Below are 26,338 nucleotides of genomic sequence, written 5' to 3'. Positions count from 1 at the left end.
TAGATTTTCGTGGCAGTGCTCGAACTATTCTATATTACAAACTTCTAATTCACCCAGATATATTTAACATATATTCACGTCTTTTCATATTTTCTTATTAAAATCATTTAGCCCCTAAAAAAATGATAACCCCTAAAAAAAATAAATATAAAATATTTATATTCTTTCTATTATTCTATCAATTTATAGCTGCGCAAACAGCTCCAACGGCAGAACCAGATAGTTACGCTACCAGAACAAACACAGCACTAAAAATTGATTCTCTTGGTGTATTAGCTAATGACAAAGATCTCGATGGAGATTTGCTAAAGGTTACGGGCTTTTCTGCAAACGATAAAACATTTTCCCCAGGAGACACTGCTAATTTATCCGAAGGAACTATTTCTATAAAAGAAAATGGTGGGTTTAACTTTACTCCGGCTACAGATTATAACGACATTACTCTTATCGTTACCTATATTATTTCTGATGGCACATATACTGATTCTGCAGAATTAACCCTTAGTATTATTAATGTAAATACGCCAGAGGCAAAAAATGATAATTACACAACAGAAACAAATGCAGCTCTAAATATTTATGCTCCAGGTTTATTAAATAACGATTCGGATAAAGATGGAAACACTTTATTTATTACAGCATTTAAAATAGATACAGTAAGTTATACTGCTGATGAAAAGGCTGTTTTTCCGGAAGGATCTATTTCTATAAAAGCAGATGGTAGTTTTTATTTTACGCCTGCTACAGATTATAATAATGAGATTCCTACAATTAACTATACCGTTTCAGACGGAACTTTTACGGATTCTGCTAATTTAAATATTAAAATCATTAATTTATATCCGCCAGAGGCGAAAGATGATTATGACACAGCAGAGATAAATACGCCTCTAAAAGTGGATGGACCAGGTGTTTTAATAAATGATACAGACCAAGACAACAACGCTTTATCTGTTATCCAATTTATTGTAAACGGAAAAACATACACCATTGGGCAAACAGCTACCTTTTTAGAAGGAAGCATTACTTTTAAAGCAGATGGTAGTTATACTTTCATTCCTACTAAAGACTATACAGGTAATGTTCCTGTAATTAAATATGTAGTTTCTGATGGAACTTTTACTGATACGGCCAATTTATTTTTAACCGTAGAACACATTACAAATCTAATAGAAATTAAGTCGTTATCTAGTTGCAACCAAGGATATACTGTAGACGGAATGTACAAAATTAAATACAGTACAACCCTAACAAACACAAGTACCGCAAGAGATTACCACGCTACAAACCTTATTAAAAAAATAGATTTAACAAATGATTTAAACGCTATTTATGGAAATGGATGTGTTACTCAAATAGAAGGTGTTACTATTAATACAACAACTGTTAAAGATTACGTTGGCAGCCCGTATCCTTTAGAGTTTAATAATGATGCCATCAATGATGATTTTTTAAACGCTACATCAAATTCTATTTTTAATCAAAATGCCATAAATAATTTTACACTATACCCAAGACAATCTATTAATATTGAGTTTTGTGTTATTGTAAACCCTTTTTGTAATGGTAGACCAACCCCTACTCCTTCTGGTTCTGGCATAGATTTTAACCATGCATTAGAAGTTACATCAACAATAGGAAGTCATTCTATAGATCTTTTACTTAAAGATTTTCATACTACAGAGGCTATTTTGGCAGGTGGGTTATATATACCTGTACCAAAACCAATTGTAAATCCAGACGGAACTTTCGATTACACCAACAGAGTTATTTTAACAAATGAAGGAACTGCTACTGCCCAAAATATTAATTACAACATGGGGTTAGGAAATTTCTTAGATAAAAGAATTGTTTTTAATGAACTTAAAGTTACACAAATTGCAGGACCTCCTGTTACCGTTAACAACGCTTATAACGGAAACACAAATACACAATTATTAATGCCTAATAATTCGCTTGAAGCAGGAGAAACTATCATTTTAGAAATCTTTTATCTAACAGCTCCTTTTTCTTCTTCGCAAATTAATCATTTTAAGCAATTAGAACTTTCTCAAACACAAGGTGGCTTGGATGGATTTGATGAAACAACTTCATCAAATAATAAAAACTACTCTTTTGTAAATTGGTCAGATAGTTTAGGTAAACATTTAGACAGATATTATCCTACTAGTTCTCCTGTAGACCCAGTATCTTCTTCATTACAATGTAGCTGTTCTTCATCTAGTATGGTCTTTTTATTTAGTTCTTTAACAAGCAACCAAAAAACAATTTCTAAGGTAGAGAAAATTCCTAATGGAATTTTAGAACACCAAGAAATTACGTTTCAACTTACCATAAAAAATACTAGTAATATTGTACAATTAGAGAACCTAAAATTACAAGACAACTTAAAGAACATTTGTTCTGGAAACATTGTTTCTGTGAGCACTCCTTTTATAGAAAGTTCTACCGCAACAACAGATCCAATATTAAACCCAGGGTATAACGGTACTTCTGATATTGAATTTTTTAATGGAACATCTGGTATATTAATGAAAGGAGAATCAATTACAGTTCAGTTTTCTGTAATTTTAAATGAAGATTGTTTAGGCACCAATACTTCGGTATTTTCTGCAACAGATCCTTTAAACAGAGTAATAAGTTCTTCTGGTTCTGTTGGTATAAACGCATCTACAGATACTGATAATGACGGAATTACAAATGTTACTGATATTGACGATGATAATGATACCATACGAGATATTGATGAATATAACGGATTAAATCCTTTAGATGATCATGATGGCGATTTAACACCCAACTACAGAGATACCGATTATGGTGTTGATGCCAATAATGATGGTATTGTAGATCTTTTTGATTTTGATAATGATGGTGTCCCAAATCATTTTGATTTAGATAGTGATAATGATGGTATTTTAGATATTGTAGAGGCCGGTAATAAAGCCTCAGACACCAATCGTACTGGTAGAACAAATAAAAGTGTTGGTACAAACGGACTTGACAACACTGTTGAAAATAACGATTCTCTTACAACCTCAACGAATTATACAATTCCGAATACAGACAGAAGCAACACTCCTAATTTTATAGATATTGATGCTGATGGAGACGGAATTGTTGATAATATAGAGGGACAAACAACAACCAACTACAAAGCACCAAACGGAATTATAACCGATTTAGGTATAGACACAGCCTATCCAAACGGAATTACACCAACAGATACAGATCGGGATGCTACACCAGATTATATTGATATCAATTCTGATAACGACATCCGTAATGATGCCATTGAGGGTTGGGATTTTAACAATGATGGAATTGCAGAAACAATAGCTTTAAATTTAGACAGCGATAATGACGGTTTAGATAATGCTTTTGACACAAACAACACCATTTTAAACCCAACAAATGGTCAAGTGCCTACAGATTTTCCAAATATAGACACTCCTGATGGTGATGCCGATGACGTTGACAGAGATTGGAGAGAAATTATAGCCATTGTTGTACGTATTGATAATATTACGGTAAATGAAAGTGAAGATGCTATTTTTACCATTTCGTTGCTTAAAAAAAATGATCCTTCCAAATTAATTCAGAGTGCATCACCAATTCAAATTAGTTTTACAACAGAAGATGGTACAACTACCACAGACAAATACAATATAGCAATTGCCCCTTTTGATTATGATAAGAAAACATCTATTACTTTTACCATCCCTCCTCTTACAGAGATAGATCATTTTACAGTTGCTACTTTACACGATCTTATTAATGAATTAGATGAATTGTTTACTTTAAACGGAAAAATAACCTCTAACAACACCATTAACACAGAAATAAGTGGGTTAGCTACTATTTTAGATGATGATGATGTTCCTTCAATTACAATGAACAACGCAATAAGTAATGAAGGAGAAGATTTAGAACACACCGTTACAATCAGCAATCCATCATCAAGACCAATTTACATAGACATTAACACCACAAATGGATCGGCAATAAGCCCTGATGATTACAATTCTTTTTATACAACCTTAACTATAGAAGAAACTACAAATCCTAGTAATCCAAATACAGAAACCTCATTTAACATTCCTACCAAAATTGATGATTTAAATGAACCAAATGAGTTTTTAAATGTTTTAGGCGTAGCAGCATCAACAAATGTAGGTGCACAAGACTTAACAAAAACAGGAACCATTATAGATATCAACCCAGAACCTAAAGTTGTTATAAACGATGTAACGGTTATAGAAGGTACCACATTAGTTTTTACAATTTCACTTGTAAACCCTAATTCGGAAGAATTGATGAAAAACTCACTCCCTATCAATTTTAAGTTAAAATCAGTTAATGAAACAGCAAGTGATTTGGAAGATTATAAAAACTTAACAACCATTTCTTCAATTCCGGCATACACATCATCTATTACACAACCCATACTAACTATAGATGACATATTAAATGAAGATACAGAAACAATGCTATTACAAGCCACAATAACATCTACAGATATTTCTAACCTTTCACCAGTATTGTATGGTATTGGAACAATACAAGACAATGATTATCCCAACCTATTTTCGCCAAATGGCGACGGAAAAAGTGATGTTTTTGAGATAGACGGAATGTCTAAGTTTCCTAACTTTAAAATTACCATAATGGATCGTTGGGGAAGTAAAGTATATAGTTACAATAATAATGGTAATACAAATCCACAATGGTGGGATGGCACAAATAATGGAACACCAGTTACCGAAGGAGTGTATTATTACACTTTAGATTTTAATGATGGTATTACAAACCCAAAAAGAAGTTTTATTCAATTAATAAGATGATATACAAAAATCCCCTAAGTAATTTAAAAATTGAATACCTGCATAGGCAGCATTTTATTGTTGTACTATTGGTTATTTTATTTAACACAATTACATACGCTCAACAAGCTCCGCATTACACACAATATATGTATAATATGCAGATTTTAAACCCTGCTTTTGTAGGTTCTAGATCAGATTTAAATATCTCTTTTCTATCTCGTCAACAATGGGTAGGTTATGAAGGAGCGCCAGAAACTCAAACTTTTTCTATAAATGCTAGATCTATAGATGGTTTTGGTTTTGGAGCAACAGTTATAAACGACAAATTAGGCTTAACAAATAGCACAAACATAAATATAGATGCTTCTTACACGCTCCCTACTTCTAGATACGGACGCTTGTCTTTTGGATTAAAAGGAGGTTTAACCTTTTTTAATAATAACTTAGCAAATGCAATAACACCAGATAACGAATCTTATGCCTCTACCAAAGGTAGATTTCCAAATATAGGTTTTGGAGGATTGTATTATGATGATACCTTTTTTATAGGATTATCAATACCTAACTTATTAAAATCAACTCAATTTAAAACAGTAGATAATGTTGATAATAATTACGGTATAAATAATCATAATTACTTTTTAGCGACAGGAATGATTTTCGATTTAACTCAAGATTATAAGTTTAAGCCATCAACAATTATAAAATACACACCCAGTTTACCTGTTTCTATAGACATCAATTCTAATTTAATTTATAAAGATAAGTTTGAAGCAGGTGTATCTTATCGTTATGAAAACTCTGTAAGCGCATTATTTGCTATTATCTTCAATAAAAAATATAGAGTTGGTTATTCTTATGATTATAAGTTGGCTAATTACGGTAGTAATTTAAGTTCTCATGAAATTATACTAACCTTTGATTTCGACTTAAAAAGAAACTCACATTGGTTATACCATAATCGTTGTTATTTTTAAAATACAATTTTACAAACCGATATCTTAAACATAAAAAAAACCGACTCTTATTAGAATCGGTTTTTTATTTTTATAGAAAGAATATTTTAAAAATTAATTTTCTGTTCCTAAAAAGTTATAATTTTTAGAGTAAAATAACATTTGCTCTTCAAAACTTTTAGGTTGCGTTACCTTAACATCTATAATCTTTTTATTTTCATCTAATGCAGGCACTAAAACAGGGTTTACAAAACCACTATAAGGTGCAGATGTAAATTGTTTATTTCTTTCAATAACCTCTTTATGTATTTGCTGATCTACTTTTACACCATACCCCTCTACTAAATTTTTGGCTGCTTCAAAATCTCCTTCAGATTTTATACGTTGTGCTTCTTTTAAAAGTCTTCCAAAAATTTCTCTTAATTTACCATAATCATTTATATTAAAATATGTTTTACCATCTCTTACAATCTTCTCTATTACATTGTCTTTTTTACCTTGCTCAAATGCCCAAGCAGAAACCCATTGTCTGTTAACCATGTGGTCTTCTTCAATATCATTTCCTAAATCAATTCTAACCAATTGCGTCATTAATCCGTTTCTAATATAACCATCGTAAGCAGCCATTCCTGTTTCTTTCCAATTATCCGTTAAACCTAATTCTTCAATTTTAGGATCCATTAAATAATACAACCCAACTAAATCTGCACGTCCTTCCTCCATGGTAGAAGCATAATTTTGAAGCGTTTCTTTAGGTTGACCAATGCCTTCGTTTATTTTACCAGAAGCATGACCAACAACTTCATGCAAAGCAGTATGTAATTTATCTGCAATTTGCCCGTATTTTTCTTCTAACTTAATTTCTTCTTCATCATTTGCAAATTCTTTTAAACGTCCTGTTCCGCCCGCATTATTATAAGCTCCAATAATGTTTCCTAAAGAAACAGACTTAGAACCATGTTGTTGACGAATCCAGTTATTATTAGGTAAATTTACTCCAATTGGTGTACTAGGTGATGCATCTCCTGCTTCTCCTGCCACATTTACTGTTTTGTAAGAAACTCCAACCACATTTTCTTTTTTATGCGTTGGATCTAAAGGCGCGTTATCTTCAAACCATTGTGCGTTTTCAGACAAAACTTTCATTTTACGAGACATGTCAAAATCTTTTATTTGAACCACCGTTTCATACGAACCTCTATACCCTTTTGGATCGTTATACACTTCTATAAAACCATTAATCCAATCGATATTTCCTTCTGTTGATGTTGCCCAAGCAATACAATATTGATCCCAAACATCTAAACTACCCGTTTTATAATACTCAATTAACAAACCTAAAGCATTTGCTTGCTTGTTGTTTTCTGCTACAGCTTTTGCTTTTTCTAACCAACCAATAACATGGTCAATGGCAGTACCATACATTCCGCCAGATTTCCATACTTTTTCTACTAATTTTCCGTTTTCACGAACTAATTTAGAATTTAAACCTGCTTCAATTGGCTGACCTTTTGGCCCTTTGTATGCTGTTTTATAAAAATCTGCTACTTCTTTATCTGTAATATCAGATTGATAAAAGTTAATTGCAGAAGATAAAATATTATCAATTCCTGCTTTTTTAGTCACCTTTTTATCATCAACATCATTAAATAAAATAGCAATAATTTCTGATGACAATTCTGTATTTGAGTTTTTTAATAAATCGTTTGTAAAATAGGCTTCTGTAAACTCTGGTTTAATTTTATCATTAGAATAATGATGATGAATTCCATTAGAAAACCAAACTCTTTTTAAATAGGTTTTAAAAGATTTAAAATCTTTACTTTCTCTATCGCCCTTATAGTTTTTATTGATACTTTCTAAAGCCTTTCTAATACTTAAATTGTAGCGGTAGTTTTGATCCCACATTATATCTCTACCAGACAAACCTGCTTGTGTTAAATAATACACAAGTTCTTTTTCTTTTAAGGTAAGTTCTTCGAAACCGGGTATTTTGTAACGTAATACTTTAATATCTGCAAATTGCTCTACAAAATAATTAAATTCACCCGCTACTTTTACGGTTTCACCTTTTGTTTCTTTTTTCGATTCTACCGTACAAGAAACTAGTAGTACAGCTGCCGAAAAAGCATAAATTATCTGTTTTATATTCATTATATTTAATTTGTAATTGAAGTATAAATGTACAAATTTTAAGTGTGAATTTTGCAGATATTTTACAGTACTAACACTAATTATTTCCTTTATTTCGGATACCTAAAACAATCTGTAGTATGATCATTTACCATACCAACTGCTTGCATATATGCATATACTACCGTGGAACCCACAAACTTAAATCCTATCTTTTTTAAATCTTTAGAAATCTTATCGGATAAGTCTGTTGTAGCAGGTACGTCTGCTCTTTTTTCAAACTTATTAAGAATCGGTTTCTCATTAACATACCCCCAAATAAACTTAGAAAATGAACCAAATTCTTTTTGAATCTCCATAAATAATTTGGCATTGTTAATGGCACTTCTTATTTTAAGCTTATTACGTATAATACCAGCATCTAGTAATAAAGACTCGTATTTACTTTCGGAATAAGTTGCAATTTTCTTATAATCGAAATTATCAAAAGCTTTTCTAAAGTTTTCTCTTTTATTTAAAATTGTTATCCAACTTAAACCCGCCTGAAAGGTTTCTAAAATTAAAAACTCAAACAAAGTTTCATCATCGTAAACTGGTGTTCCCCACTCGCAATCGTGGTATTTTTTATACAACTCACTGTCTGTTACCCAAAAGCATCTTTGTTTCATGTTTTTATTTTAAGATTGAAAAATAAGCTTATTCAAATTGATAATCAATACTTATTAAAATAAGTTTGCATGTACCATACTCGTTTACTCAACAAATGATTGCATTCCCTCATTTTAGTTTTTTAAAGTGTGTTAACTAAACTAAATTTGAACAACAGCATTAGCAAATGAATAAATATTCATTTACAAACAAGGAAAACTTATATAAATTTAATACCTTTAAATATTATGAAACTTTTTAAACAAATACTTTTATTATTTTCTCTAGCAATCTTTTTTTGGGCTTGTGGTTCATCAAACTTAAAAAACAACAGTACACAAAAAGAAAAACCTGTAATTATTGCAAATGATAGCTTAGAATACGAGGTAATCATAATTGACCCTGGTTTTAATTTATTCTTAAACACTGTAGCGCAACCAGAAGGATATTATTCTCAGCAATACCTAGAGATTAGAAATAGAGCTTGGGTTATTTCTTGGAACAACAGAGCTAGAAACCCCAATCAATTTAATGCTAGTATTTACGAAAACATTATTGACTACCAACCTACCATAGATTATGGTTACGAAGTAAATTACAAACTATTTAATTACTTTTTATTTGCTCAACAAAAATATAAAATGAATTTAGGTGGTGGATTTAGGTCTGGTAGAATTAGATAGTTTTCTTTTGAAAACTGACAAAACTATAATCAAATTTATTTTTTTCATCGGCCTTAAAATCTTGTCTATTGGTTTCTTGCCAAATATTTACATCTATTTCAGGAAAAAAAGCATCTGCTTCAAAATGATGATGAACTTGAGTTATGTCTAATTGATCTACTAAATTCTTTTTTATAGCCTCTTTATAAATTTGTGCGCCCCCAATTATAAAAATAGAATTATCGTTTTCTACCAAAGCTATTGCTTCTTCTATACTATGCGCTATTAAACATCCCTCTTTAAAATAATTTTTATTTCTAGTGATAATAATAGTGGTTCTATTTGGCAAAGGTTTCCCTATAGATTCAAAAGTATTTCTACCCATTAATATATGGTGACCAGAAGTAACCTTCTTAAATCTTTTTAAATCTGCAGGTAAATGCCAAATTAAATCATTGTCTTTACCTAATGCATTATCCTTTGCAATTGCCGCTATTATTGTAATCATAGAATCCTTTTTATTTTAACAAAAATAAGTAATTCCCTTAAGTTTTTACGTTTTAACAAGATTTTAAGATAATTATAAAAGCTCTCAAATAGGTTATAACCCTAAAACACCTGAAAATCAAGCCTAAAGAAAGCTACCTCGTTTTCAATTAAACTCAATTTAGATTCCCTTTTATTTGGAATTATCAATAATTCATATATTCATTTTACAAAACTCATAATTCTTTAATATTCTTACTATATATTGTTTGTTATAACATTGTACTTATTTACATTTACTTAAAATTTTGAATCAAAGAATTATGGCAATTAAAAAACAATTTTTAAAAAGTAAACCAGTTTGTAAAGTAACTTTTACAGTACCTGCTGCTGAAGCTAATAAAGTAGTAGTTGTAGGAAGCTTTAATGAGTGGAATGAAGAGGCTGCTCCTTTAAAGAAATTGAAAAACGGATCATTTAAAGGTACGTTAGACCTAGAATCTGGAAAATCTTATGAGTTTAAATACTTAATAGATGGAGCTTATTTAAACGAAGAAGAAGCTGACGGATTTGCTTGGAGTGATTTTGCAAATGCAGAAAATAGCTTATTAAACTTATAAAATAATGTAATAAAAAGATAAAAAAAGAGCTTTCTAAATTAATTGAAAGCTCTTTTTTGTTTTTTATTTGCGACATTCTTTAGTTTTTATATCTCTAAATTTATTTTAGGGTATAATCTTATGGATGTAATTGAAGGTAATATTTAAACAGCAACCTTTCCTTTAATATGAGGATGAGGATTGTAGTTTAACAACTCAAAATCTTCGAAAGTAAAATCTTCGATATCTTTAATCGCTGTATTTATTTTCATTTTTGGTAGCGGTCTAATATCTCTAGACAATTGCAACTCTAATTGCTCTTTATGATTGTTATAAATATGAGCATCTCCAAAAGTATGTATAAACTCCCCTGCTTCATAACCACAAACTTGCGCTATCATCATGGTAAACAAGGCATAAGATGCTATATTAAAAGGAACTCCTAAAAAGATATCTGCACTGCGTTGATATAACTGACAAGATAATTTACCGTCTGCAACATAAAATTGAAAAAAAGCATGACAAGGTGGTAACGCTGCTTTTCCGTTGGCTACATTTTCTGAAAATGAAACTGAAGTATCTGGAAGAACCGAAGGATTCCAAGCAGAAACCAACATTCTTCTTGAGTTAGGATTGTTTTTTAAAGAAGTAATCACCTCCTTTAATTGATCTACCTCATCACTATTCCAATTACGCCATTGATGTCCATAAACCGGACCTAAATCTCCATTTTCATCTGCCCAATCATTCCAAATTCTTACGCCATTTTCTTGTAAATACTTAATATTTGTATCTCCCTTTATAAACCATAACAATTCATAAATAATAGATTTTAAGTGCAATTTTTTGGTTGTTACCATTGGGAAACCCTCACTTAAATCAAAACGCATTTGATAGCCAAAAACACTTTTTGTTCCTGTACCTGTTCTGTCTCCTTTTTCGTTTCCGTTTTCTAAAACGTGTTGTACTAAGTCGTGATATTGTTTCATTATAATGTGTAAGCGTTTTATTGTTTATTTGTGTAAGCGTCAATAATAAACTTCTGTAAAAATAGAAAAAGCATCAATAATTTTTCTTGATGCTTTTTAAATATTGTATAAAAGTTATTAACGGATTGAAGATAACATTTTATAATTATCTGTGGTGATTCGCCACTACCCTATAATCATACCTGCAATTGTTGCAGACATTAAAGAAGCAATAGTACCTCCTATTAAAGCTTTTATACCAAATTCTGACAAGACTTTACGTTGCCCAGGAGCTAAAGAACCAATACCTCCAATTTGAATACCTATAGAAGCAAAATTTGCAAAACCACACAACATATAAGTTGCCATAATTACAGATTTATTATAGGTTAAATGCGTTGCACTTGCTACATTTTTTAATTCGGCTAATTGTATATATCCTACAAACTCACTTGCAGCTAATTTAATTCCAAGTAATTGTCCCATTAGTGCCATATCTTCTTTAGCAACTCCAATAAGCCACATTAGAGGAGCAAATATATATCCTAAAATAAACTCTAAAGAAAGCCCATCATAAAGCGTGTTTTCTGCTATTAATTGGTTAACAGAAGTAAAACGCCATTCTAAATTTAAATACTCTATTGTAAAACCATCAAAAGAAGCAACTGCACCTAAAATACCATTTAACATTGCAATAATAGCTACAAAAACTAAAAGCATAGCTCCTACATTTACTGCTAAACGTAAACCCTCTGTAGTACCGTTTGCAATAGCATCTAAAATATTGGCCCCTATTTTTTCTTGAGAAACAGCTACATCTGTATTTACTTCCTCCGTTTGCGGGTATAATATTTTAGAAATCACAATAGCTCCTGGAGCTGCCATTACAGAAGCTGCTAATAAATGTTTAGCAAATACTAACTCTAATGCTTTGTCTCCACCACCTAAAAAACCAATATATGCTGCCAAAACTGCACCTGCAACAGTGGCCATACCACCAATCATTACCAGTAACATTTCTGACTTATTCATTTTTTCTAAATAAGCTTTTATTAAAAGTGGAGCTTCTGTTTGTCCTAAAAAGATATTACCTGCTACAGAAAGGCTTTCCATACCAGAAATACCTAAAAATTTTGATAAAACAATAGCTAAAACTTTTACTACTTTTTGAATAATACCTAAATAGAATAATAAAGATGTTAAGGCAGAAAAGAATATAATTGTTGGTAATACCTGAAAAGCAAATATGTAACCAAACTTATTCATATCTCCTACAATACCTGCAAATAGAAACTCACTACCTGCTTTTGTGTAGGCTAATATTTCTATAAAAATTCCTCCAACAAATTCGAAAATAGATTGAATAAATTCTACTTTTAAAACACCTATAGCTATTAATAATTGTAATGCTAAACCAATAGCAACCTTTTTCCAGTCGATTGCTTTTTTGTTGGCACTAAATAAAAAAGCAATGGTAATTAAGGCAAACATTCCTAAAACTCCTCTCCACAAACTACCTATTGAAAAACCTTGACTGGGTATTATTTCTGTAACAGCAGAAACGGTTTCTGTATTTTGAGAAAACATTGAAATTGAGCACAAACAAAAAACGACAATGAATATTTTTTTCATAATGTATACTTATTATAATATTAAGAGCGTTTGCTAATTTCGTCTCTAATTTTTGCTGCTAATTCGTAATTTTCATCACTAACAGCATTATTTAATTGATTGTGTAGTTCTTCTAAAGATACTCCAGAAAAAGGGGTGTCTTTTTTAACAACCAAATCTTCTAGCTCTAATGAAACTTCATCTGATTCTGAAGTTTCATCTTCTATACCAAATTCTTCTTCTATTTTAAGAAAAATACCTGCTTTTTCTAGGATATTTTCATAGGTATAAATTGGGGCTTGAAAACGAACTGCAATTGCAATTGCGTCTGAAGTTCTAGCATCTATTGTTTCTTCTATCCCATCTCTTTCACAAATTAAACTAGAAAAGAAGACTCCGTCTACTAATTTATGAATAATTACTTCTTTTACCGTGATAGAAAAACGGTCTGAAAATGATTTAAACAAATCGTGTGTAAGTGGTCTTGGTGGCTTAATTTCTGCCTCTAAAGCAATGGCGATAGATTGTGCTTCGAAAGCTCCTATAATAATAGGTAAGGTTCTTGTTCCTTCCATTTCACTTAAAACCAGCGCATAAGCACCGCTTTGAGTTTGACTGTAAGAAATACCTTTTATAGTTAGTTGTATTAAACTCATAAATTTATTTACGTAAATCTAAAAAATGGTTTGTAAAATTTTAGAGTTGATTTCTACAACCTTTTTAGAGGGCACAATTTAATAAAAATAATAGCTTAAAAACTGATATTTCTTTAAAAAGTGAAGATTGCTCTTGCGTGAAGGATTGAAGCAACTGTTTGAGCTCTTTTTATTTTTTTTTCTAAATAAAAAAGCGAGTGCGAAAAGCCTGACGAAATTATTTGATTTAAATCTTATAAATATAGATACATAAAAACCTATCAAATTTTATAGTTGATAGGTTTTTTAAATATGATGTTGTCAAATAATTTGGGCACGCCCAAAAGATCTTAAGAAGCTTTAAATGCTTTTAATTTTTCGATTAATTTTGGCACAACTTCAAAAGCATCGCCAACAATTCCGTAATCTGCCGCCTTAAAGAAAGGTGCTTCTGGATCTGTGTTGATAACTACTTTTACTTTAGAGGCATTGATACCTGCTAAATGCTGAATTGCACCAGAAATTCCGATGGCAATATATAGGTTTGCAGCTACAGGCTTACCTGTTTGCCCTACGTGTTCTGAATGTGGACGCCATCCTAAATCTGAAACGGGTTTAGAACAAGCACTTGCAGCACCTAAAACGTCTGCCAATTCTTCTATCATACCCCAATTTTCTGGTCCTTTTAAACCTCTACCTGCAGAAACTACAATGTCTGCATCTGCAATGGTAACTTTACCGGTAACTCTTTCTACTTTTTCTGATGTTACTCCAGATGCTGCAATGGCAGGTTCAAAAGCTTCTGTAGATCCGGCAACAGGATTCTCATGAACTCCGTAAGAGTTTTTAGCGACTCCGATTACTTTATGATCTGTAGAGATTACAGTGTTAGAAAATGCTTTGTTAGAAAATGTTTTTCTTTTTACTGTAAACGGGCTTGTACTTGATGGTGCAGCTACTACGTTAGATACACAACCTGCTTCTAAATCTACAGCTACTAGTGGTGCTAAATACAAACCATCTATACTAGAGTCTACAACAACAACCGTTGCACTTTGGGCTTTTGCTACTTCTGTAACTATAGCGGCATATTGTTTTGCATTAAAAGTATTTAAAGCATCGTTAGATACTGTTACTACTTTTTCAGCTCCGTATGTATATAATTCTGATGAATCGTTAGCGTTTATTGTTAATGCAACAACATTAGTACCTAATTGTTCTGCAACTTTTTTTCCATATGAAACTACTTCAAAAGCAGTTTTCTTAAATTTTCCTTCCGATGATTCGGCAAAAACTAAAACAGACATAATAAATAAGTTTTTAGTTGTTAGTAGATAGTTTTTAGAATCACTATACTAACATAATTATTTTAAATTTTGAATTGTGTAATCGTGTGTTTGTTTACAACTAAAAAGTTACACTTTTAAACACTTTTAAATTACTTTTGCTTCGTTATGTAATAAGCTAATTAACTCATCTACATTGTCTGCATCTACTAATTTTACGGCTCCTTTTGGTGCTGGTTTTTCAAAAGACTGAACACTGGTAGCCGCTGTTGCACCTACTCCTTCTATAACTTGTAAAGGTTTTTTACGTGCCATCATAATACCACGCATATTTGGTATGCGTAAGTCTTTTTCTTCTACAACTCCTTTTTGCCCTCCAATAACTAAAGGTAGGCTTGATGATAAGGTTTCATTACCTCCATCAATTTCTCTTGTTGCAGAAACGCTTGTACCGTCTATTTCTATGCCCACACAACCATTTATAAAATTAAAATCTGTTAAAGAGGCTAACATTCCAGGAACCATTTGTCCGTTATAATCTGCAGATTCTTTTCCTGCCAATACTAAATCGTATCCACCATTTTTAACAACTGCAGCTAATTCTTTTGCTACTTGTACCCCATCTGTTGGGTTTACATTTACACGAATTGCATCATCTGCACCAATAGCTAAAGCTTTACGTAATGTTGGTTCTGTTTCTGCTCCACCAACATTTACAATGGTTACAGTTGCTCCTTGTTTTTCTTTAAACCACATTGCTCTTGTTAAGCAAAACTCATCGTAAGGATTAATTACAAACTGAACTCCGTTGGTATCAAACTTTGTATCATTTTCTGTAAAATTAATCTTAGACGTGGTATCAGGAACGTGACTAATACAAACTAATATTTTCATAAATTATAATTTTATATTCTTTTCTTGTTGACGAAATTACGTATTTATTTTTAAATTTACTATGCATGCATAGTAAATTTTTTAATTATTTATTATTTTCAAGGAAACTGTTATTTTGATTTTTAAACTTTTCTAAAAAATAAAACACGATAAAAGGCAACACCATAGACAAGTATGAAATATCGAACAAGTTACCGTAAATATTCTCGTAAAACCCTTCTTCTAAGCAATTTAAAACAAACGTAACAAACATTAAACTAGCTAATACATAGATCGTATACAAAAAAACATCACTACTTACTTTTACTTTAAATGAAAATAGAAATGGTAATAATAAGGATACAATTATTAAAATTTTAGGAGCATATCTTGTCTGGTGATTAAAGGGATTGTGTTCTTTTATAAACTCTGTACTTGGTAAATCTATAAAAACAGGCAATGAAACTAACCCTATAAAAAGCAAAAAATAACCTGATAACACTAATTTCTTTTTTAAAGTGATCTTTAGAAAATCTGTGAATAAAAAAATAGTTAACGGAATTACAACAATACCTCTTGTTAATACAAAAAGAGCTAAAAGGAAAGCAAGTAAACTTTCATTCTTAAAAAGATCGTTTTTATATTTTTGCTGCCAAAAAGAAATAAAAATAAGTAATAATATACAATTACTCATTAAATCGCTTTTAGCTATTATTTCCCAAAAATAAGAAGGTGCCATTAAAATTAATAAGAATATAAAAACCTTTTCATCATTTTTAATTTTAGAATATATAACAAATAGGGAGAGAAACAAAAACATAAACGGCTGTAATAGATCAACGCCTCCAAGCAAATAAAAGGGTAAACCAATAAAAAATAACCCTGGTAAATTAGAGGTTGTATTATCTAAATGATCTAAAACGGCATAAGGATACTTACCTTCTAAAATACTTTTTATTAAAACCTCTAAGGCAGACCATCTATCTATATTTAGACTTAATCCATCAATCTTAAAATTAATAAATAGAAACAAACAAAAGAAAATAAGAGAGCCTCCTAAAAGAAATATATTTAGATTTCTAATTGAATTTAAAAAAGACGACAATCTCTTATATAGCATAAAAACCGAGAGTACCATAACATTATATAATAGTACAAACATAAAGCTTGGTAATAGCTTTATTCTTTCTGAATACTTTAAAACAAAAAGTGAATTTATAACTAAATATAACGTTAAAAATACTTTTTGATTACTAACAAAATAAGGAAACTTGCTCAAAATATAAACTTCTTCTATTTTTGAGATAAAAGTACAGTTTTTTTACTCATAAATTCCTTACTTTTGCGTATCGAAAACAAACAATAATTTAGATTCAATGAAAACAGTTCAGTTCAGAGAGGCAATTTGTGAAGCCATGAGTGAAGAAATGCGCAGAGATGAAAGCATTTATTTAATGGGAGAAGAAGTTGCAGAATATAATGGTGCTTATAAAGCATCTAAAGGTATGTTAGATGAGTTTGGTGCTAAACGTGTTATAGACACACCAATTGCTGAACTTGGTTTTGCAGGAGTTGCAGTAGGTTCTGCAATGAATGGTCTTAGGCCAATTGTAGAGTATATGACTTTTAATTTCTCTTTAGTTGGAATTGATCAAATTATAAATAATGCTGCAAAAATTAGACAAATGTCTGGTGGACAATTTAATTGCCCAATTGTTTTTAGAGGACCAACAGGTTCTGCGGGTCAATTAGGTGCAACACACTCACAAGCATTCGAAAACTGGTTTGCAAACACACCAGGTTTAAAGGTTATAGTACCTTCTAACCCATATGATGCAAAAGGGTTGTTAAAAGCGGCAATTAGAGATGATGATCCGGTAATTTTTATGGAGTCTGAACAAATGTATGGAGACAAAATGGAAATCCCAGAAGGAGAATACATTATCCCTATTGGAGTTGCAGACATTAAAAGAGCAGGAACAGATGTAACTATTGTTTCTTTTGGAAAAATTATTAAGGAAGCATACACAGCTGCAGATGAGTTAGCAAAAGAAAATATCTCTGTTGAAATTATTGATTTAAGAACAGTACGTCCTATGGATCATGCTGCCATTATCACATCAGTAAAAAAGACTAATAGATTAGTAATTTTAGAAGAATCTTGGCCATTTGCTAGTATTTCTACAGAAATTACATATAGAGTTCAACAAGAAGCATTTGACTTTTTAGATGCACCTATTAAAAGAATTACAACGGCAGATACTCCTGCTCCTTATTCTCCTGTATTATTAGAGAAATGGATACCAAATTATAAAGATGTAATTGCTGCTGTTAAAGAAGTAATGTATTTAAAATAAATACAACAACATATCTAAAACAAAAAAGGCTTTTAAATCTCAATTTAAAAGCCTTTTTGTTGTTTAAAAGATTTTAAACTTCATTACATTTTTTTCTATTCATTTTTTATCGTGTAATAAAATAAATAAAACTTCGACTTAAGAATAATACATTAACTAATTCGTTATCTAATTCCTTAGAAACATAACAAGGATTATTTTTAATCATGAAAATAAAATTAACTCTAATTAGCATCCTTTTTTGTACCCTCTCTTTAGCAGCACAAACCAAAGTAAAAGGTATTATCACAGACATAGATAACATACCAATACCTTATTGTAGCATACAGTTTAATGGATCTAAAGAAGGAACAACAAGCAATGAAAACGGTGGCTTTTATTTAGAATCTAAAGAAGATTGGAAAGAACTAAAAGTCTCTTTCATTGGTTTTAAAACTTTAATTATTCCTTTAACAGCAAAAATTAACTACAATCTAAAATTTACGTTAGAAGAAGAAACAGATGCGCTAAAAGAAATAATAATAGTAACAGGTAAACAACCTAAAAAAAATAATCCTGCCATTGATATTCTTAGAAAAATTTGGGCACAGAAACGTAAAAATGGATTAAGTCATTTTAATCAATATCAATATAAGAAATATACAAAAGTAGAATTCGATTTAAATACAATCGATAAGAAACTACAACAGAAAAAAATATTTAAAGGATTAGAGTTTGTTTTTAAAGATATTGATACTTCTAGCGTAACAGGAAAAACTTTTTTACCTGTATTTTTAAACGAAGGACTCTCTGAAGTGTATGGTGATAATATTTTAAAAAAAGAAAAAGAAGTTTTAATAGCCAATCAAAACTCTGGTTTTAACAAAGACCAACAACTTATAAATTATATTGATGATTTATATTCTGAATACAATATCTATGATAATTATTTAAAAATTTTTGATAAAAGCTTTGTTAGCCCATTGTCTAAAACTGGTATTAATAATTACAATTATGTTTTAGCAGACAGCACCTATATTGGTAAAAAATGGTGTTATAATATTATTTATTACCCTAGAAGAAAAAACGAACTTACTTTTAAAGGAAACTTTTGGGTAAACGATTCTACCTTTGCCGTAAAAGAAATTAACTTACAAGTAGTAAAAAACGCCAATATAAACTGGGTTAAAGATGTATATATAGAACAAGAGTTTGAGTTACTTAACGACTCTATTTTTGTACTAAAACGAGATTATTTATTATCTGATTTCGCTCTTAGTAAAAAAGACAAATCTAGAGGAGTGTACGGTAAAAAAACAACCATCTATAAAGATTATGTTTTTAATAAACCTTTAAAAGATGAACGTTTTTACGATAAAAAAGTTTTTACGGCCAATGAAGACTCCTACAGCAAACCTAAAGAATTTTGGGAGCAGAACAGATTAGAGGAATTAAATAAAAACGAAAAAGGGATTTATAAACTAATAGACACCTTAAAAACCGTTAAAAAGTTTAAAAACATTAACAAAGCAGTTCAAACAGCCTATTCTGGATATTTTGAAATCGATGCTTTAAATATAGATTATGGCCCCATCTTTTCTACTTTTGGTTTTAACGACGTAGAAGGATTGCGTGTAAGAGTTGGAGGAAGAACTTATAAATCTACAAATGATTTATTTAGATTAGAAGCTTATACCGCTTATGGTTTTAAAGATAAAAACCTAAAATATGGTTTTCAGGCAAAATGGCTTCTAAACAAAAAAAACAGATTTATAATTACGGGCGGTAAAAAGAATGATATAGAACAAATTGGAGCAACTTTAACTGCTAATACAGACGTATTAGGTAGAAGCGACGGATCTTCTTCTTTAATAGGAACTGGTACAAATGATAAACTAACTAAAATTAATATTACCACACTTACAGGAGAAATTGAACCAACACCTAACTTAATATTAAAACTTTCTGCAAATTACAAAACACTTAGTTCTGCTTCAGACACTTTTAGTTTAGATTATAATGATGCTGACGCTACAACAGGTATTTCATCAAAAATAAGACAATTAGAAACTGTTTTTTCTGCAGGCTATTATCCTAAAAGAAAAATGTCTGGTTTTGGAGTTCAAAGAGATGCCGCAAACACAGATTTTACACAATACTTTACACAAATAACTCGAGGTAGTAAAAATATTTTTGATAGCGACTTTAATTATACAAAAGTTCAATTTTCATTTTTTAAATTATGGGAAATTGGAGGGTTAGGCAGATTAAAAACATCCCTAGAAACAGGTAAAACATTTGGTGAAGTACCTTTAGGTTTGTTAAGTGTTGCACCCGGAAACCAAACCTATTTTATATTTAACAACACATTTAACCTGTTAAATTTTTACGAATTTACAACAGATAAATACGCTTCTTTTCATTTAGAGCATAATTTTAATGGAAGAATATTTTCTAGGATACCTTTGTTAAAAAAGACAAAATTAAGAACAGTAATAGGATTTAAGACTTTTATAGGAAATATTTCAGACAAAAATATAGCACTTAATACAACAGGCAATAGTAATGAAATACTTTTAAGAGCTCCTTCTAAAGAACCCTATTATGAATACAGCGTGGGAGTTGCTAACATTTTTAAAATATTACGAGTAGACTTTAATTTTAGAGGGAACTACTTAGATAATCCAGAAGCAAGAAAATTTGGTATAACCGCAGGTTTAAGATTTAATTTTTAAAATAATAAAAGTGATGGTTTTTTTATTCTGATATTTAACCTATTCGAAAACCTTTGCGTAAATTTACGCCCTAAAAGCTAAAATAAAATTTAATTTATAACTATTTTTGTGTAAATCCAAATAATGAAAGAACCAAAACCAATGAGTAAAGAAGAGAAAAAACAAGTAACTTTTGATGTACTTATAGAGATACCTAAAGGAAGTAGAAATAAATATGAATATGATTTTACATTACACAAAATTAGATTCGACAGAATGTTATTTTCATCTATGATGTACCCTGGTGATTACGGGTTTATTCCAGAAACTTTAGCATTAGATGCAGATCCATTAGATGTATTAGTTTTAGGACATCAACCAACCTACCCAATGGTAGTTATGGAAGTTAGACCTATTGGAGTTTTCTATATGACAGATGAAAAAGGTCCGGATGAAAAAATAATTTGTGTACCTGTTTCTGATCCAATTTGGAGTAAAAAAGAAGATATAGCAGATTTAAATCCTCACAGACTAAAAGAAATTGAACACTTTTTTCAAGTTTACAAAGACTTAGAAAAGAAAAAAGTTGATACTGGTGGTTGGGGAGATGCAGCTGCTGCAATTAAAATATATGATGAATGTGTTAAACGTTATGACGATAGCGAACACAAGAAAAAAAGAACGTTTACTATATAATAGCAAACTACAGCGTAAAACAAAAACCATCTTAATTTTAAGATGGTTTTTTTGTTTTATTATCGATTATAGTTATCCGTTATTTGTTTGTAATATCAAAATTCAATTAGATATCTAAACAAAACTGACATAAGTCATAGTATGGATAATATAATTTTCGATACCCTAAAATGCGATATCTTTAATTTACATCGGTTTTTTTTGTGAGATATATTTTCTTACTTTAGCTTATTAAGAAAAAATAAATCAAACTACAAATTAATAAATATGGAAGTAATCGTAAAATTTCTCCCCCTTTTTGGTGTGGTAGCATTAATCTTCGTTTTTCTAAAAAGCGGTTGGGTTTCTAAACAAGCAGTTGGTGACGAAAAAATGTCTCGAATAGCAAAAAACATTGCAGATGGCGCAATGGCTTTCTTAAAAGCAGAATACAAAGTTTTAGCAATTTTTGTAATTGCTGTAGCCATTCTACTATTCTTTAAGGGTACAAATGAAGTAGGCTCTAACGGAATGGTAGCAGTATCTTTTATTATAGGAGCAATTTGCTCTGCACTCGCAGGTTTTATTGGTATGAAGGTTGCAACAAAAGCAAATGTTAGAACTACAGAAGCTGCAAGAACATCATTAGGCCGCGCGTTAGAAGTTGCTTTTGCAGGTGGCGCTGTAATGGGCTTAGGCGTTGTAGGTTTAGGTATCTTAGGTTTAAGTGGCCTCTTTATGCTTTACCAAAATATGTGGCCTGGAGCAGAAAATTTAGCAATGGTATTAAATATTCTTTCTGGTTTCTCATTAGGAGCTTCATCTATAGCTTTATTTGCACGTGTTGGTGGTGGTATTTATACAAAAGCAGCTGATGTTGGTGCCGATTTAGTTGGTAAAGTAGAAGCTGGTATTCCAGAAGATCACCCCTTAAATCCTGCTACAATTGCAGATAATGTAGGTGATAATGTTGGTGATGTTGCTGGTATGGGTGCCGATTTATTTGAATCATATGTAGGTTCTATAATTGGTACCATGGTTTTAGGAGCTTTTATTATAACACCTAGTTTTGATGGCTTAGGTGCCGTTTATTTGCCTTTAGTTTTGGGTGCTGTAGGTATATTAATGTCTATTTTAGGTACTTTCTTTGTAAAAGTAAAAGACGGTGGAAACCCACAAACGGCTTTAAATATTGGTGAATTTGGTTCTGCTGGCTTAATGGTTGTAGCATCTTACTTTATTATTAACGCTTTAATTCCGGAATCTATAGAAGGTTTACCTTCTGGAGCAATGGGTGTGTTTTGGGCAACAATTGCTGGTTTAGTTGCTGGTTTAGGTGTAGGTAAAATAACCGAATATTATACAGCTACAGGTAAAAAACCAGTAATGTCTATTGTAAAACAATCAGAAACAGGAGCCGCTACAAATATTATTGCTGGTTTAGGTGTTGGTATGATGTCTACAATGATTCCTATTCTTTTAATTGCAGCAGCAATTATAGTATCTCATCATTTTGCAGGTTTATACGGTATTGCTATTGCAGCAGTAGGTATGTTAGCAAATACAGGTATTCAATTAGCAGTAGATGCTTACGGACCAATATGCGATAACGCAGGTGGTATTGCTGAAATGGCAGAATTACCAAGTGAAGTTAGAGAACGTACAGATAAGTTAGATGCAGTGGGTAATACAACGGCAGCAGTTGGTAAAGGATTTGCTATTGCCTCTGCAGCTTTAACTGCTTTAGCGTTATTTGCTGCTTTTATGAAAACTGCAAATGTAATTGCTATTGATGTTTCTCAGCCTAAAATTATGGCAGGTTTATTAATTGGTGGTATGTTACCTTTTGTATTTTCTGCATTATCTATGAATGCCGTAGGTAGAGCTGCAATGGCTATGATAGAAGAAGTTAGACGACAGTTTAGAGATATTCCTAAATTAAAAGCTGCCTTAGAAGTAATGCGTAAGTATGATTCTGATATGACAAAAGCTTCTAAAGAAGACAGAGCTATTTTTGACGACGCAGATGGTGTTGCAGATTATGGAAAATGTATTGATATTTCTACAAAAGCATCTATTAGAGAAATGGTATTACCAGGTTTACTAGCAATTGCTGTACCTGTAGCTGTTGGTTTTATTGGTGGCGCAGAAATGTTAGGTGGTGTATTAGCGGGTGTAACTACTTGTGGTGTTTTAATGGCTATTTTTCAATCTAACGCAGGTGGTGCTTGGGATAATGCTAAAAAAACAATTGAAGAGCAAGGTAAAAAAGGAACAGATGCTCACAAAGCTGCTGTTGTAGGCGATACTGTGGGAGACCCTTTTAAAGATACTTCTGGACCTTCTTTAAACATTCTTTTAAAATTAATGTCTGTTGTTGCACTTGTAATTGCACCGAGTATTGCTTTAAATAGTAATGCCGTTTCTGATTACAACAATTCTAAAAAAGATGTTAGAGTAGAAATTACACAAACTACTGGAGATTTAGCAGCAGCAACTATTACAACTACAAAAATTATGAACGGTGTTGTAACTGAAGAGGTTCTAAAAATAGAAGGAACCATAGAAGAAATTGAACAAAAAGCTAAAGAAACAGGAAACATTGTTTCTGTAAATGTGATAAAAAAACAAAAAAAAATCGCTAAAAACATCGAAGTTATTGCAGAAAAAACAAACTAGTACTTTTTTAGCTAATACATAAAAAAGCATCCAAATTTGGATGCTTTTTTTATTTTATGAATTATCTAAAATCTAATCTAAATAAAATTATAGTGTAATTCATTATACTTTTTTTCTACCGGTAATTAGAGATAATAAAAAAAGAATAATAAAGATTATAAAAATTATTTTAGCAATTCCGGCTGCAGCTCCTGCAATTCCCCCAAATCCTAAAACACCTGCAATTAATGCTATTATTATAAAAGTGACTGTCCAACGTAACATATTTTTAAGTTTTAATGGTTAATAAATTAAATAATTTGGTTAATTATTTCCTACACTACAAATGTAAAACACTTATCAACTAGCAGTTAACTCTTATACATTACATTTGAACTCAAACAAAATCATTATAAAAAAAAAGGTTGCCTTTTCAGACAACCTACAACCAATTAACTAAACTAAAACTAATAACTTATATCTTCTAAAGTTTTAATACTATATAACCCATTTTCAATTTTATTTTTTTGTGACACTAATAAAGATTTTGTGCTAGAAGGCAATTGGGTTTCATTAATTACATCTTCGTATTCCTTTACCGCTGTTTTTTCTCCTCTAATTGCTTCTTCTAACATCGATTCTTCATCATCTAAAGAAAAAAGAGTTTTTATATCCATCCAAGCCCTATGAGCAGCACCTGCAACACTACCACCTTTATCTATTTCTTGATTAAAGCTTTTAATTTCTTCTTTTAATTCGTGCCCAAAAATATTTCTTTCTTGAGATTTTGCTTTAAAATAATTTTTTAGCGCCTTGTTTTCTATGTTTTCAGCGGCTTTATTAAATCCTTTTTCAGCATCAAAGGTTTTTTCTAAAATTACATTTAGTTTTTCTCCTACTTGTTCTGTATACGTCATAATGATAAGTATTTTATATGAACGTTTGTTTCCTTTATAGATGTCAAACGATGTACATCTTTAACAAAAAAATTGTAATTAATTATTAGGTAACAACTTTCTGTTACACAAAAATATGGCTGTTTTAAGATTCTAATGAATGCATATAATCTAATGTTTAACTCATTTAAATTTCTTGTTAGACAAAGATTATCAGCACAATAATAAGCCTCCTTTATTTTTATGATTCTATTCGTATAATTATTAACCTATTTATAAAAAATTTAAACTATTTTTAATTTTTTATTCGGAGCGCATATTAACAGTTTGTTTAAATGATTTTATCACTATGATTGAAATAGAAATAATTGCGGATAGTGACAAAGACTTACTTGAGCAGATTGCTGAAAAAATAGGAGGTTCTGTTACAAGTAATTGGAGCGAAAGTATACTTACCATTAATAATGAAAATGGTATTGGAAAAATTAGGTTTATCCCTTTTGATTGGGGCGTAAATTTGTTAGATTTTGATATTAAACTACACAAAGAATTTATTTTTAAAATTCAGGCAGTTCCAGAATTTAATCCGTTACGCTTTATTTATCCATCAATTGGTTCTTTTAAACATCGATTTGGTGTTGATAACAAAGAAAGTAAAATAGAACAATTTCAATCGTTAATTTTCACCAATAAAACAGGGGGTTATAATTACCTCCATTTTCCTAAAAATGAAACTCTAGAAATTAATCTTATAGAAATTGTTAGAAAGAAATTTTTAAAGAAAAGAACCACTAACGTTTCTACTTTAAATGAAAAACTATACGAAGTTTTTGTAGATACAGATCATGATTATCGTTTTGCAAATTATGGAACGCTGAATTTAAAAATGGCAGACATCATATCGCAAATAAAGAATGTAAAAGGAAAAGGAATGTTACGTATTCTTAAAATTGAGGCTCGTGTTTACGAAATCTTATCCTTACACATACAGCAACATAATCGTCTTTTAGAAGGTGTACCATTGCCAACATCTCTTGTTAAAGAGGAATTAAAAATAGTACGTAAATTAGGAAAACAAATTGTAAAAAATCCTGCTAAAAATTATACGCTAGAAGAGCTTTCTTTAGACACTGGATTAACCCAAGCTAAATTACAAGATGGCTTTAAGTTTTTATACAATAGAACTGTTACAGAATATATAAGACATATTCGTTTAGAGTCTGCAAGAGATCTATTAAAAAATACAGATTTAAATATCTCTCAGATTGTGTACACAATTGGGTTTAGTAGCAGAAGCTACTTTTCTAAAATTTTTAGGGAAAAGTATGGCATTACCCCAAACGGATTTAAGAAAAAATTATTAACTGTTGTTTAAA

At 30.7% G+C, this 26,338-nt stretch carries 20 protein-coding genes; 9 read left to right on the top strand and 11 right to left on the bottom strand.

Annotated elements, in window-relative coordinates; genetic code table 11:
- Positions 1-122 precede the first annotated feature (122 nt).
- Together WHD07_RS13950 and WHD07_RS13945 are read left to right on the top strand one after the other, a co-directional pair.
- On the top strand, positions 123-4,844 hold the full coding sequence (locus WHD07_RS13950) for a cadherin-like domain-containing protein (RefSeq protein ID WP_343328896.1): 4,722 nt from the start codon (positions 123-125) through the stop codon (positions 4,842-4,844).
- Positions 4,841-5,803, top strand: coding sequence for a type IX secretion system membrane protein PorP/SprF (locus WHD07_RS13945; protein ID WP_343328895.1), 963 nt, complete (start codon positions 4,841-4,843; stop codon positions 5,801-5,803). Before WHD07_RS13950 ends, WHD07_RS13945 begins: the two co-directional genes overlap by 4 nt.
- Positions 5,804-5,896: 93 nt before the next feature.
- Here WHD07_RS13945 and WHD07_RS13940 read toward each other — a convergent pair whose 3' ends face one another.
- Positions 5,897-7,936, bottom strand: coding sequence for a dipeptidyl-peptidase 3 family protein (locus WHD07_RS13940; RefSeq protein WP_343328894.1), 2,040 nt, complete (start codon positions 7,934-7,936; stop codon positions 5,897-5,899).
- Positions 7,937-8,025: 89 nt separating this feature from the next.
- On the bottom strand, positions 8,026-8,583 hold the full coding sequence (locus WHD07_RS13935; protein ID WP_343328893.1) for a DNA-3-methyladenine glycosylase I: 558 nt from the start codon (positions 8,581-8,583) through the stop codon (positions 8,026-8,028).
- A 228-nt stretch (positions 8,584-8,811) separates the two neighbouring features.
- On the opposite strand from WHD07_RS13935, the gene WHD07_RS13930 reads away from it, so the two are divergent.
- Entirely contained in the window at positions 8,812-9,246 is a 435-nt protein-coding gene (locus tag WHD07_RS13930) for a DUF6146 family protein (protein WP_343328892.1), read from the top strand.
- Here the strand turns inward: WHD07_RS13930 and WHD07_RS13925 are convergent.
- On the bottom strand, positions 9,239-9,733 hold the full coding sequence (locus WHD07_RS13925; RefSeq protein WP_343328891.1) for a dihydrofolate reductase: 495 nt from the start codon (positions 9,731-9,733) through the stop codon (positions 9,239-9,241). The genes WHD07_RS13930 and WHD07_RS13925 overlap by 8 nt on opposite strands.
- A gap of 301 nt (positions 9,734-10,034) precedes the next feature.
- On the opposite strand from WHD07_RS13925, the gene WHD07_RS13920 reads away from it, so the two are divergent.
- Positions 10,035-10,331, top strand: coding sequence for an isoamylase early set domain-containing protein (locus WHD07_RS13920; RefSeq protein ID WP_343328890.1), 297 nt, complete (start codon positions 10,035-10,037; stop codon positions 10,329-10,331).
- A gap of 143 nt (positions 10,332-10,474) precedes the next feature.
- On the opposite strand, the gene WHD07_RS13915 is transcribed toward WHD07_RS13920, so the two are convergent.
- The 6 genes from WHD07_RS13915 to WHD07_RS13890 form a co-directional block, all read right to left on the bottom strand.
- Positions 10,475-11,299 carry a thymidylate synthase gene (locus tag WHD07_RS13915; RefSeq protein ID WP_105047493.1) on the bottom strand — a complete coding sequence of 275 codons (825 nt, stop codon included), beginning with the start codon at positions 11,297-11,299 and terminating at the stop codon, positions 10,475-10,477.
- Positions 11,300-11,464: 165 nt separating this feature from the next.
- Positions 11,465-12,910, bottom strand: a complete 1,446-nt coding sequence (locus WHD07_RS13910) for a NupC/NupG family nucleoside CNT transporter (RefSeq protein ID WP_105047492.1) — start codon at positions 12,908-12,910, stop codon at positions 11,465-11,467.
- Between the two features lie 20 nt (positions 12,911-12,930).
- Entirely contained in the window at positions 12,931-13,545 is a 615-nt protein-coding gene (locus WHD07_RS13905) for a bifunctional nuclease family protein (RefSeq protein ID WP_343328889.1), read from the bottom strand.
- A gap of 329 nt (positions 13,546-13,874) precedes the next feature.
- Positions 13,875-14,831, bottom strand: coding sequence for an electron transfer flavoprotein subunit alpha/FixB family protein (locus WHD07_RS13900; protein ID WP_343328888.1), 957 nt, complete (start codon positions 14,829-14,831; stop codon positions 13,875-13,877).
- Between the two features lie 126 nt (positions 14,832-14,957).
- A complete protein-coding gene (locus tag WHD07_RS13895) occupies positions 14,958-15,704 on the bottom strand; it encodes an electron transfer flavoprotein subunit beta/FixA family protein (protein ID WP_343328887.1) in 747 nt (248 codons plus the stop codon).
- An 85-nt stretch (positions 15,705-15,789) separates the two neighbouring features.
- The gene (locus WHD07_RS13890) at positions 15,790-16,845 is read right to left on the bottom strand and encodes a hypothetical protein (protein WP_343328886.1); all 1,056 of its coding nucleotides are present in this window, start codon (positions 16,843-16,845) and stop codon (positions 15,790-15,792) included.
- Between the two features lie 214 nt (positions 16,846-17,059).
- On the opposite strand from WHD07_RS13890, the gene WHD07_RS13885 reads away from it, so the two are divergent.
- The 4 genes from WHD07_RS13885 to WHD07_RS13870 all read left to right on the top strand — a co-directional run bounded on the left by WHD07_RS13885 (position 17,060) and on the right by WHD07_RS13870 (position 24,087).
- Positions 17,060-18,040 (top strand): pyruvate dehydrogenase complex E1 component subunit beta, encoded by a 981-nt coding sequence (locus tag WHD07_RS13885; protein WP_105047487.1) that lies wholly within the window; start codon positions 17,060-17,062, stop codon positions 18,038-18,040.
- A 206-nt stretch (positions 18,041-18,246) separates the two neighbouring features.
- The gene (locus tag WHD07_RS13880) at positions 18,247-20,754 is read left to right on the top strand and encodes a DUF5686 family protein (protein ID WP_343328885.1); all 2,508 of its coding nucleotides are present in this window, start codon (positions 18,247-18,249) and stop codon (positions 20,752-20,754) included.
- Between the two features lie 123 nt (positions 20,755-20,877).
- The gene (locus WHD07_RS13875; RefSeq protein WP_394365374.1) at positions 20,878-21,429 is read left to right on the top strand and encodes an inorganic diphosphatase; all 552 of its coding nucleotides are present in this window, start codon (positions 20,878-20,880) and stop codon (positions 21,427-21,429) included.
- Positions 21,430-21,696: 267 nt separating this feature from the next.
- The gene (locus tag WHD07_RS13870; protein WP_343328884.1) at positions 21,697-24,087 is read left to right on the top strand and encodes a sodium-translocating pyrophosphatase; all 2,391 of its coding nucleotides are present in this window, start codon (positions 21,697-21,699) and stop codon (positions 24,085-24,087) included.
- A 102-nt stretch (positions 24,088-24,189) separates the two neighbouring features.
- On the opposite strand, the gene WHD07_RS13865 is transcribed toward WHD07_RS13870, so the two are convergent.
- Complete coding sequence (locus WHD07_RS13865; RefSeq protein WP_105047484.1) at positions 24,190-24,351, bottom strand: DUF1328 family protein; 162 nt, start codon at positions 24,349-24,351, stop codon at positions 24,190-24,192.
- A gap of 182 nt (positions 24,352-24,533) precedes the next feature.
- Complete coding sequence (locus WHD07_RS13860; protein ID WP_422897640.1) at positions 24,534-24,983, bottom strand: ferritin-like domain-containing protein; 450 nt, start codon at positions 24,981-24,983, stop codon at positions 24,534-24,536.
- A 328-nt stretch (positions 24,984-25,311) separates the two neighbouring features.
- Between WHD07_RS13860 and WHD07_RS13855 the strand changes: the two genes are divergently transcribed.
- On the top strand, positions 25,312-26,337 hold the full coding sequence (locus tag WHD07_RS13855; RefSeq protein ID WP_343328883.1) for an AraC family transcriptional regulator: 1,026 nt from the start codon (positions 25,312-25,314) through the stop codon (positions 26,335-26,337).
- Position 26,338: the final 1 nt, after the last annotated feature.

The sequence above is a fragment of the Polaribacter staleyi genome (assembly GCF_038024045.1).
Lineage (GTDB): Bacteria > Bacteroidota > Bacteroidia > Flavobacteriales > Flavobacteriaceae > Polaribacter > Polaribacter butkevichii.
Note: the sequence above shows the minus strand (reverse complement) of the source record. Positions and strands in the feature narration are given on the sequence as shown.

What these genes read in the sequence shown, in the direction of transcription:
- WHD07_RS13950 (WP_343328896.1), top strand. Translation starts at nt 123, where the DNA reads ATGATAACCCCTAAAAAAAATAAATATAAAATATTTATATTCTTTCTA.
- WHD07_RS13945 (WP_343328895.1), top strand. Translation starts at nt 4,841, where the DNA reads ATGATATACAAAAATCCCCTAAGTAATTTAAAAATTGAATACCTGCAT.
- WHD07_RS13940 (WP_343328894.1), bottom strand. Translation starts at nt 7,936, where the DNA reads ATGAATATAAAACAGATAATTTATGCTTTTTCGGCAGCTGTACTACTA.
- WHD07_RS13935 (WP_343328893.1), bottom strand. Translation starts at nt 8,583, where the DNA reads ATGAAACAAAGATGCTTTTGGGTAACAGACAGTGAGTTGTATAAAAAA.
- WHD07_RS13930 (WP_343328892.1), top strand. Translation starts at nt 8,812, where the DNA reads ATGAAACTTTTTAAACAAATACTTTTATTATTTTCTCTAGCAATCTTT.
- WHD07_RS13925 (WP_343328891.1), bottom strand. Translation starts at nt 9,733, where the DNA reads ATGATTACAATAATAGCGGCAATTGCAAAGGATAATGCATTAGGTAAA.
- WHD07_RS13920 (WP_343328890.1), top strand. Translation starts at nt 10,035, where the DNA reads ATGGCAATTAAAAAACAATTTTTAAAAAGTAAACCAGTTTGTAAAGTA.
- WHD07_RS13915 (WP_105047493.1), bottom strand. Translation starts at nt 11,299, where the DNA reads ATGAAACAATATCACGACTTAGTACAACACGTTTTAGAAAACGGAAAC.
- WHD07_RS13910 (WP_105047492.1), bottom strand. Translation starts at nt 12,910, where the DNA reads ATGAAAAAAATATTCATTGTCGTTTTTTGTTTGTGCTCAATTTCAATG.
- WHD07_RS13905 (WP_343328889.1), bottom strand. Translation starts at nt 13,545, where the DNA reads ATGAGTTTAATACAACTAACTATAAAAGGTATTTCTTACAGTCAAACT.
- WHD07_RS13900 (WP_343328888.1), bottom strand. Translation starts at nt 14,831, where the DNA reads ATGTCTGTTTTAGTTTTTGCCGAATCATCGGAAGGAAAATTTAAGAAA.
- WHD07_RS13895 (WP_343328887.1), bottom strand. Translation starts at nt 15,704, where the DNA reads ATGAAAATATTAGTTTGTATTAGTCACGTTCCTGATACCACGTCTAAG.
- WHD07_RS13890 (WP_343328886.1), bottom strand. Translation starts at nt 16,845, where the DNA reads ATGTTTGTACTATTATATAATGTTATGGTACTCTCGGTTTTTATGCTA.
- WHD07_RS13885 (WP_105047487.1), top strand. Translation starts at nt 17,060, where the DNA reads ATGAAAACAGTTCAGTTCAGAGAGGCAATTTGTGAAGCCATGAGTGAA.
- WHD07_RS13880 (WP_343328885.1), top strand. Translation starts at nt 18,247, where the DNA reads ATGAAAATAAAATTAACTCTAATTAGCATCCTTTTTTGTACCCTCTCT.
- WHD07_RS13875 (WP_394365374.1), top strand. Translation starts at nt 20,878, where the DNA reads ATGAAAGAACCAAAACCAATGAGTAAAGAAGAGAAAAAACAAGTAACT.
- WHD07_RS13870 (WP_343328884.1), top strand. Translation starts at nt 21,697, where the DNA reads ATGGAAGTAATCGTAAAATTTCTCCCCCTTTTTGGTGTGGTAGCATTA.
- WHD07_RS13865 (WP_105047484.1), bottom strand. Translation starts at nt 24,351, where the DNA reads ATGTTACGTTGGACAGTCACTTTTATAATAATAGCATTAATTGCAGGT.
- WHD07_RS13860 (WP_422897640.1), bottom strand. Translation starts at nt 24,983, where the DNA reads ATGACGTATACAGAACAAGTAGGAGAAAAACTAAATGTAATTTTAGAA.
- WHD07_RS13855 (WP_343328883.1), top strand. Translation starts at nt 25,312, where the DNA reads ATGATTGAAATAGAAATAATTGCGGATAGTGACAAAGACTTACTTGAG.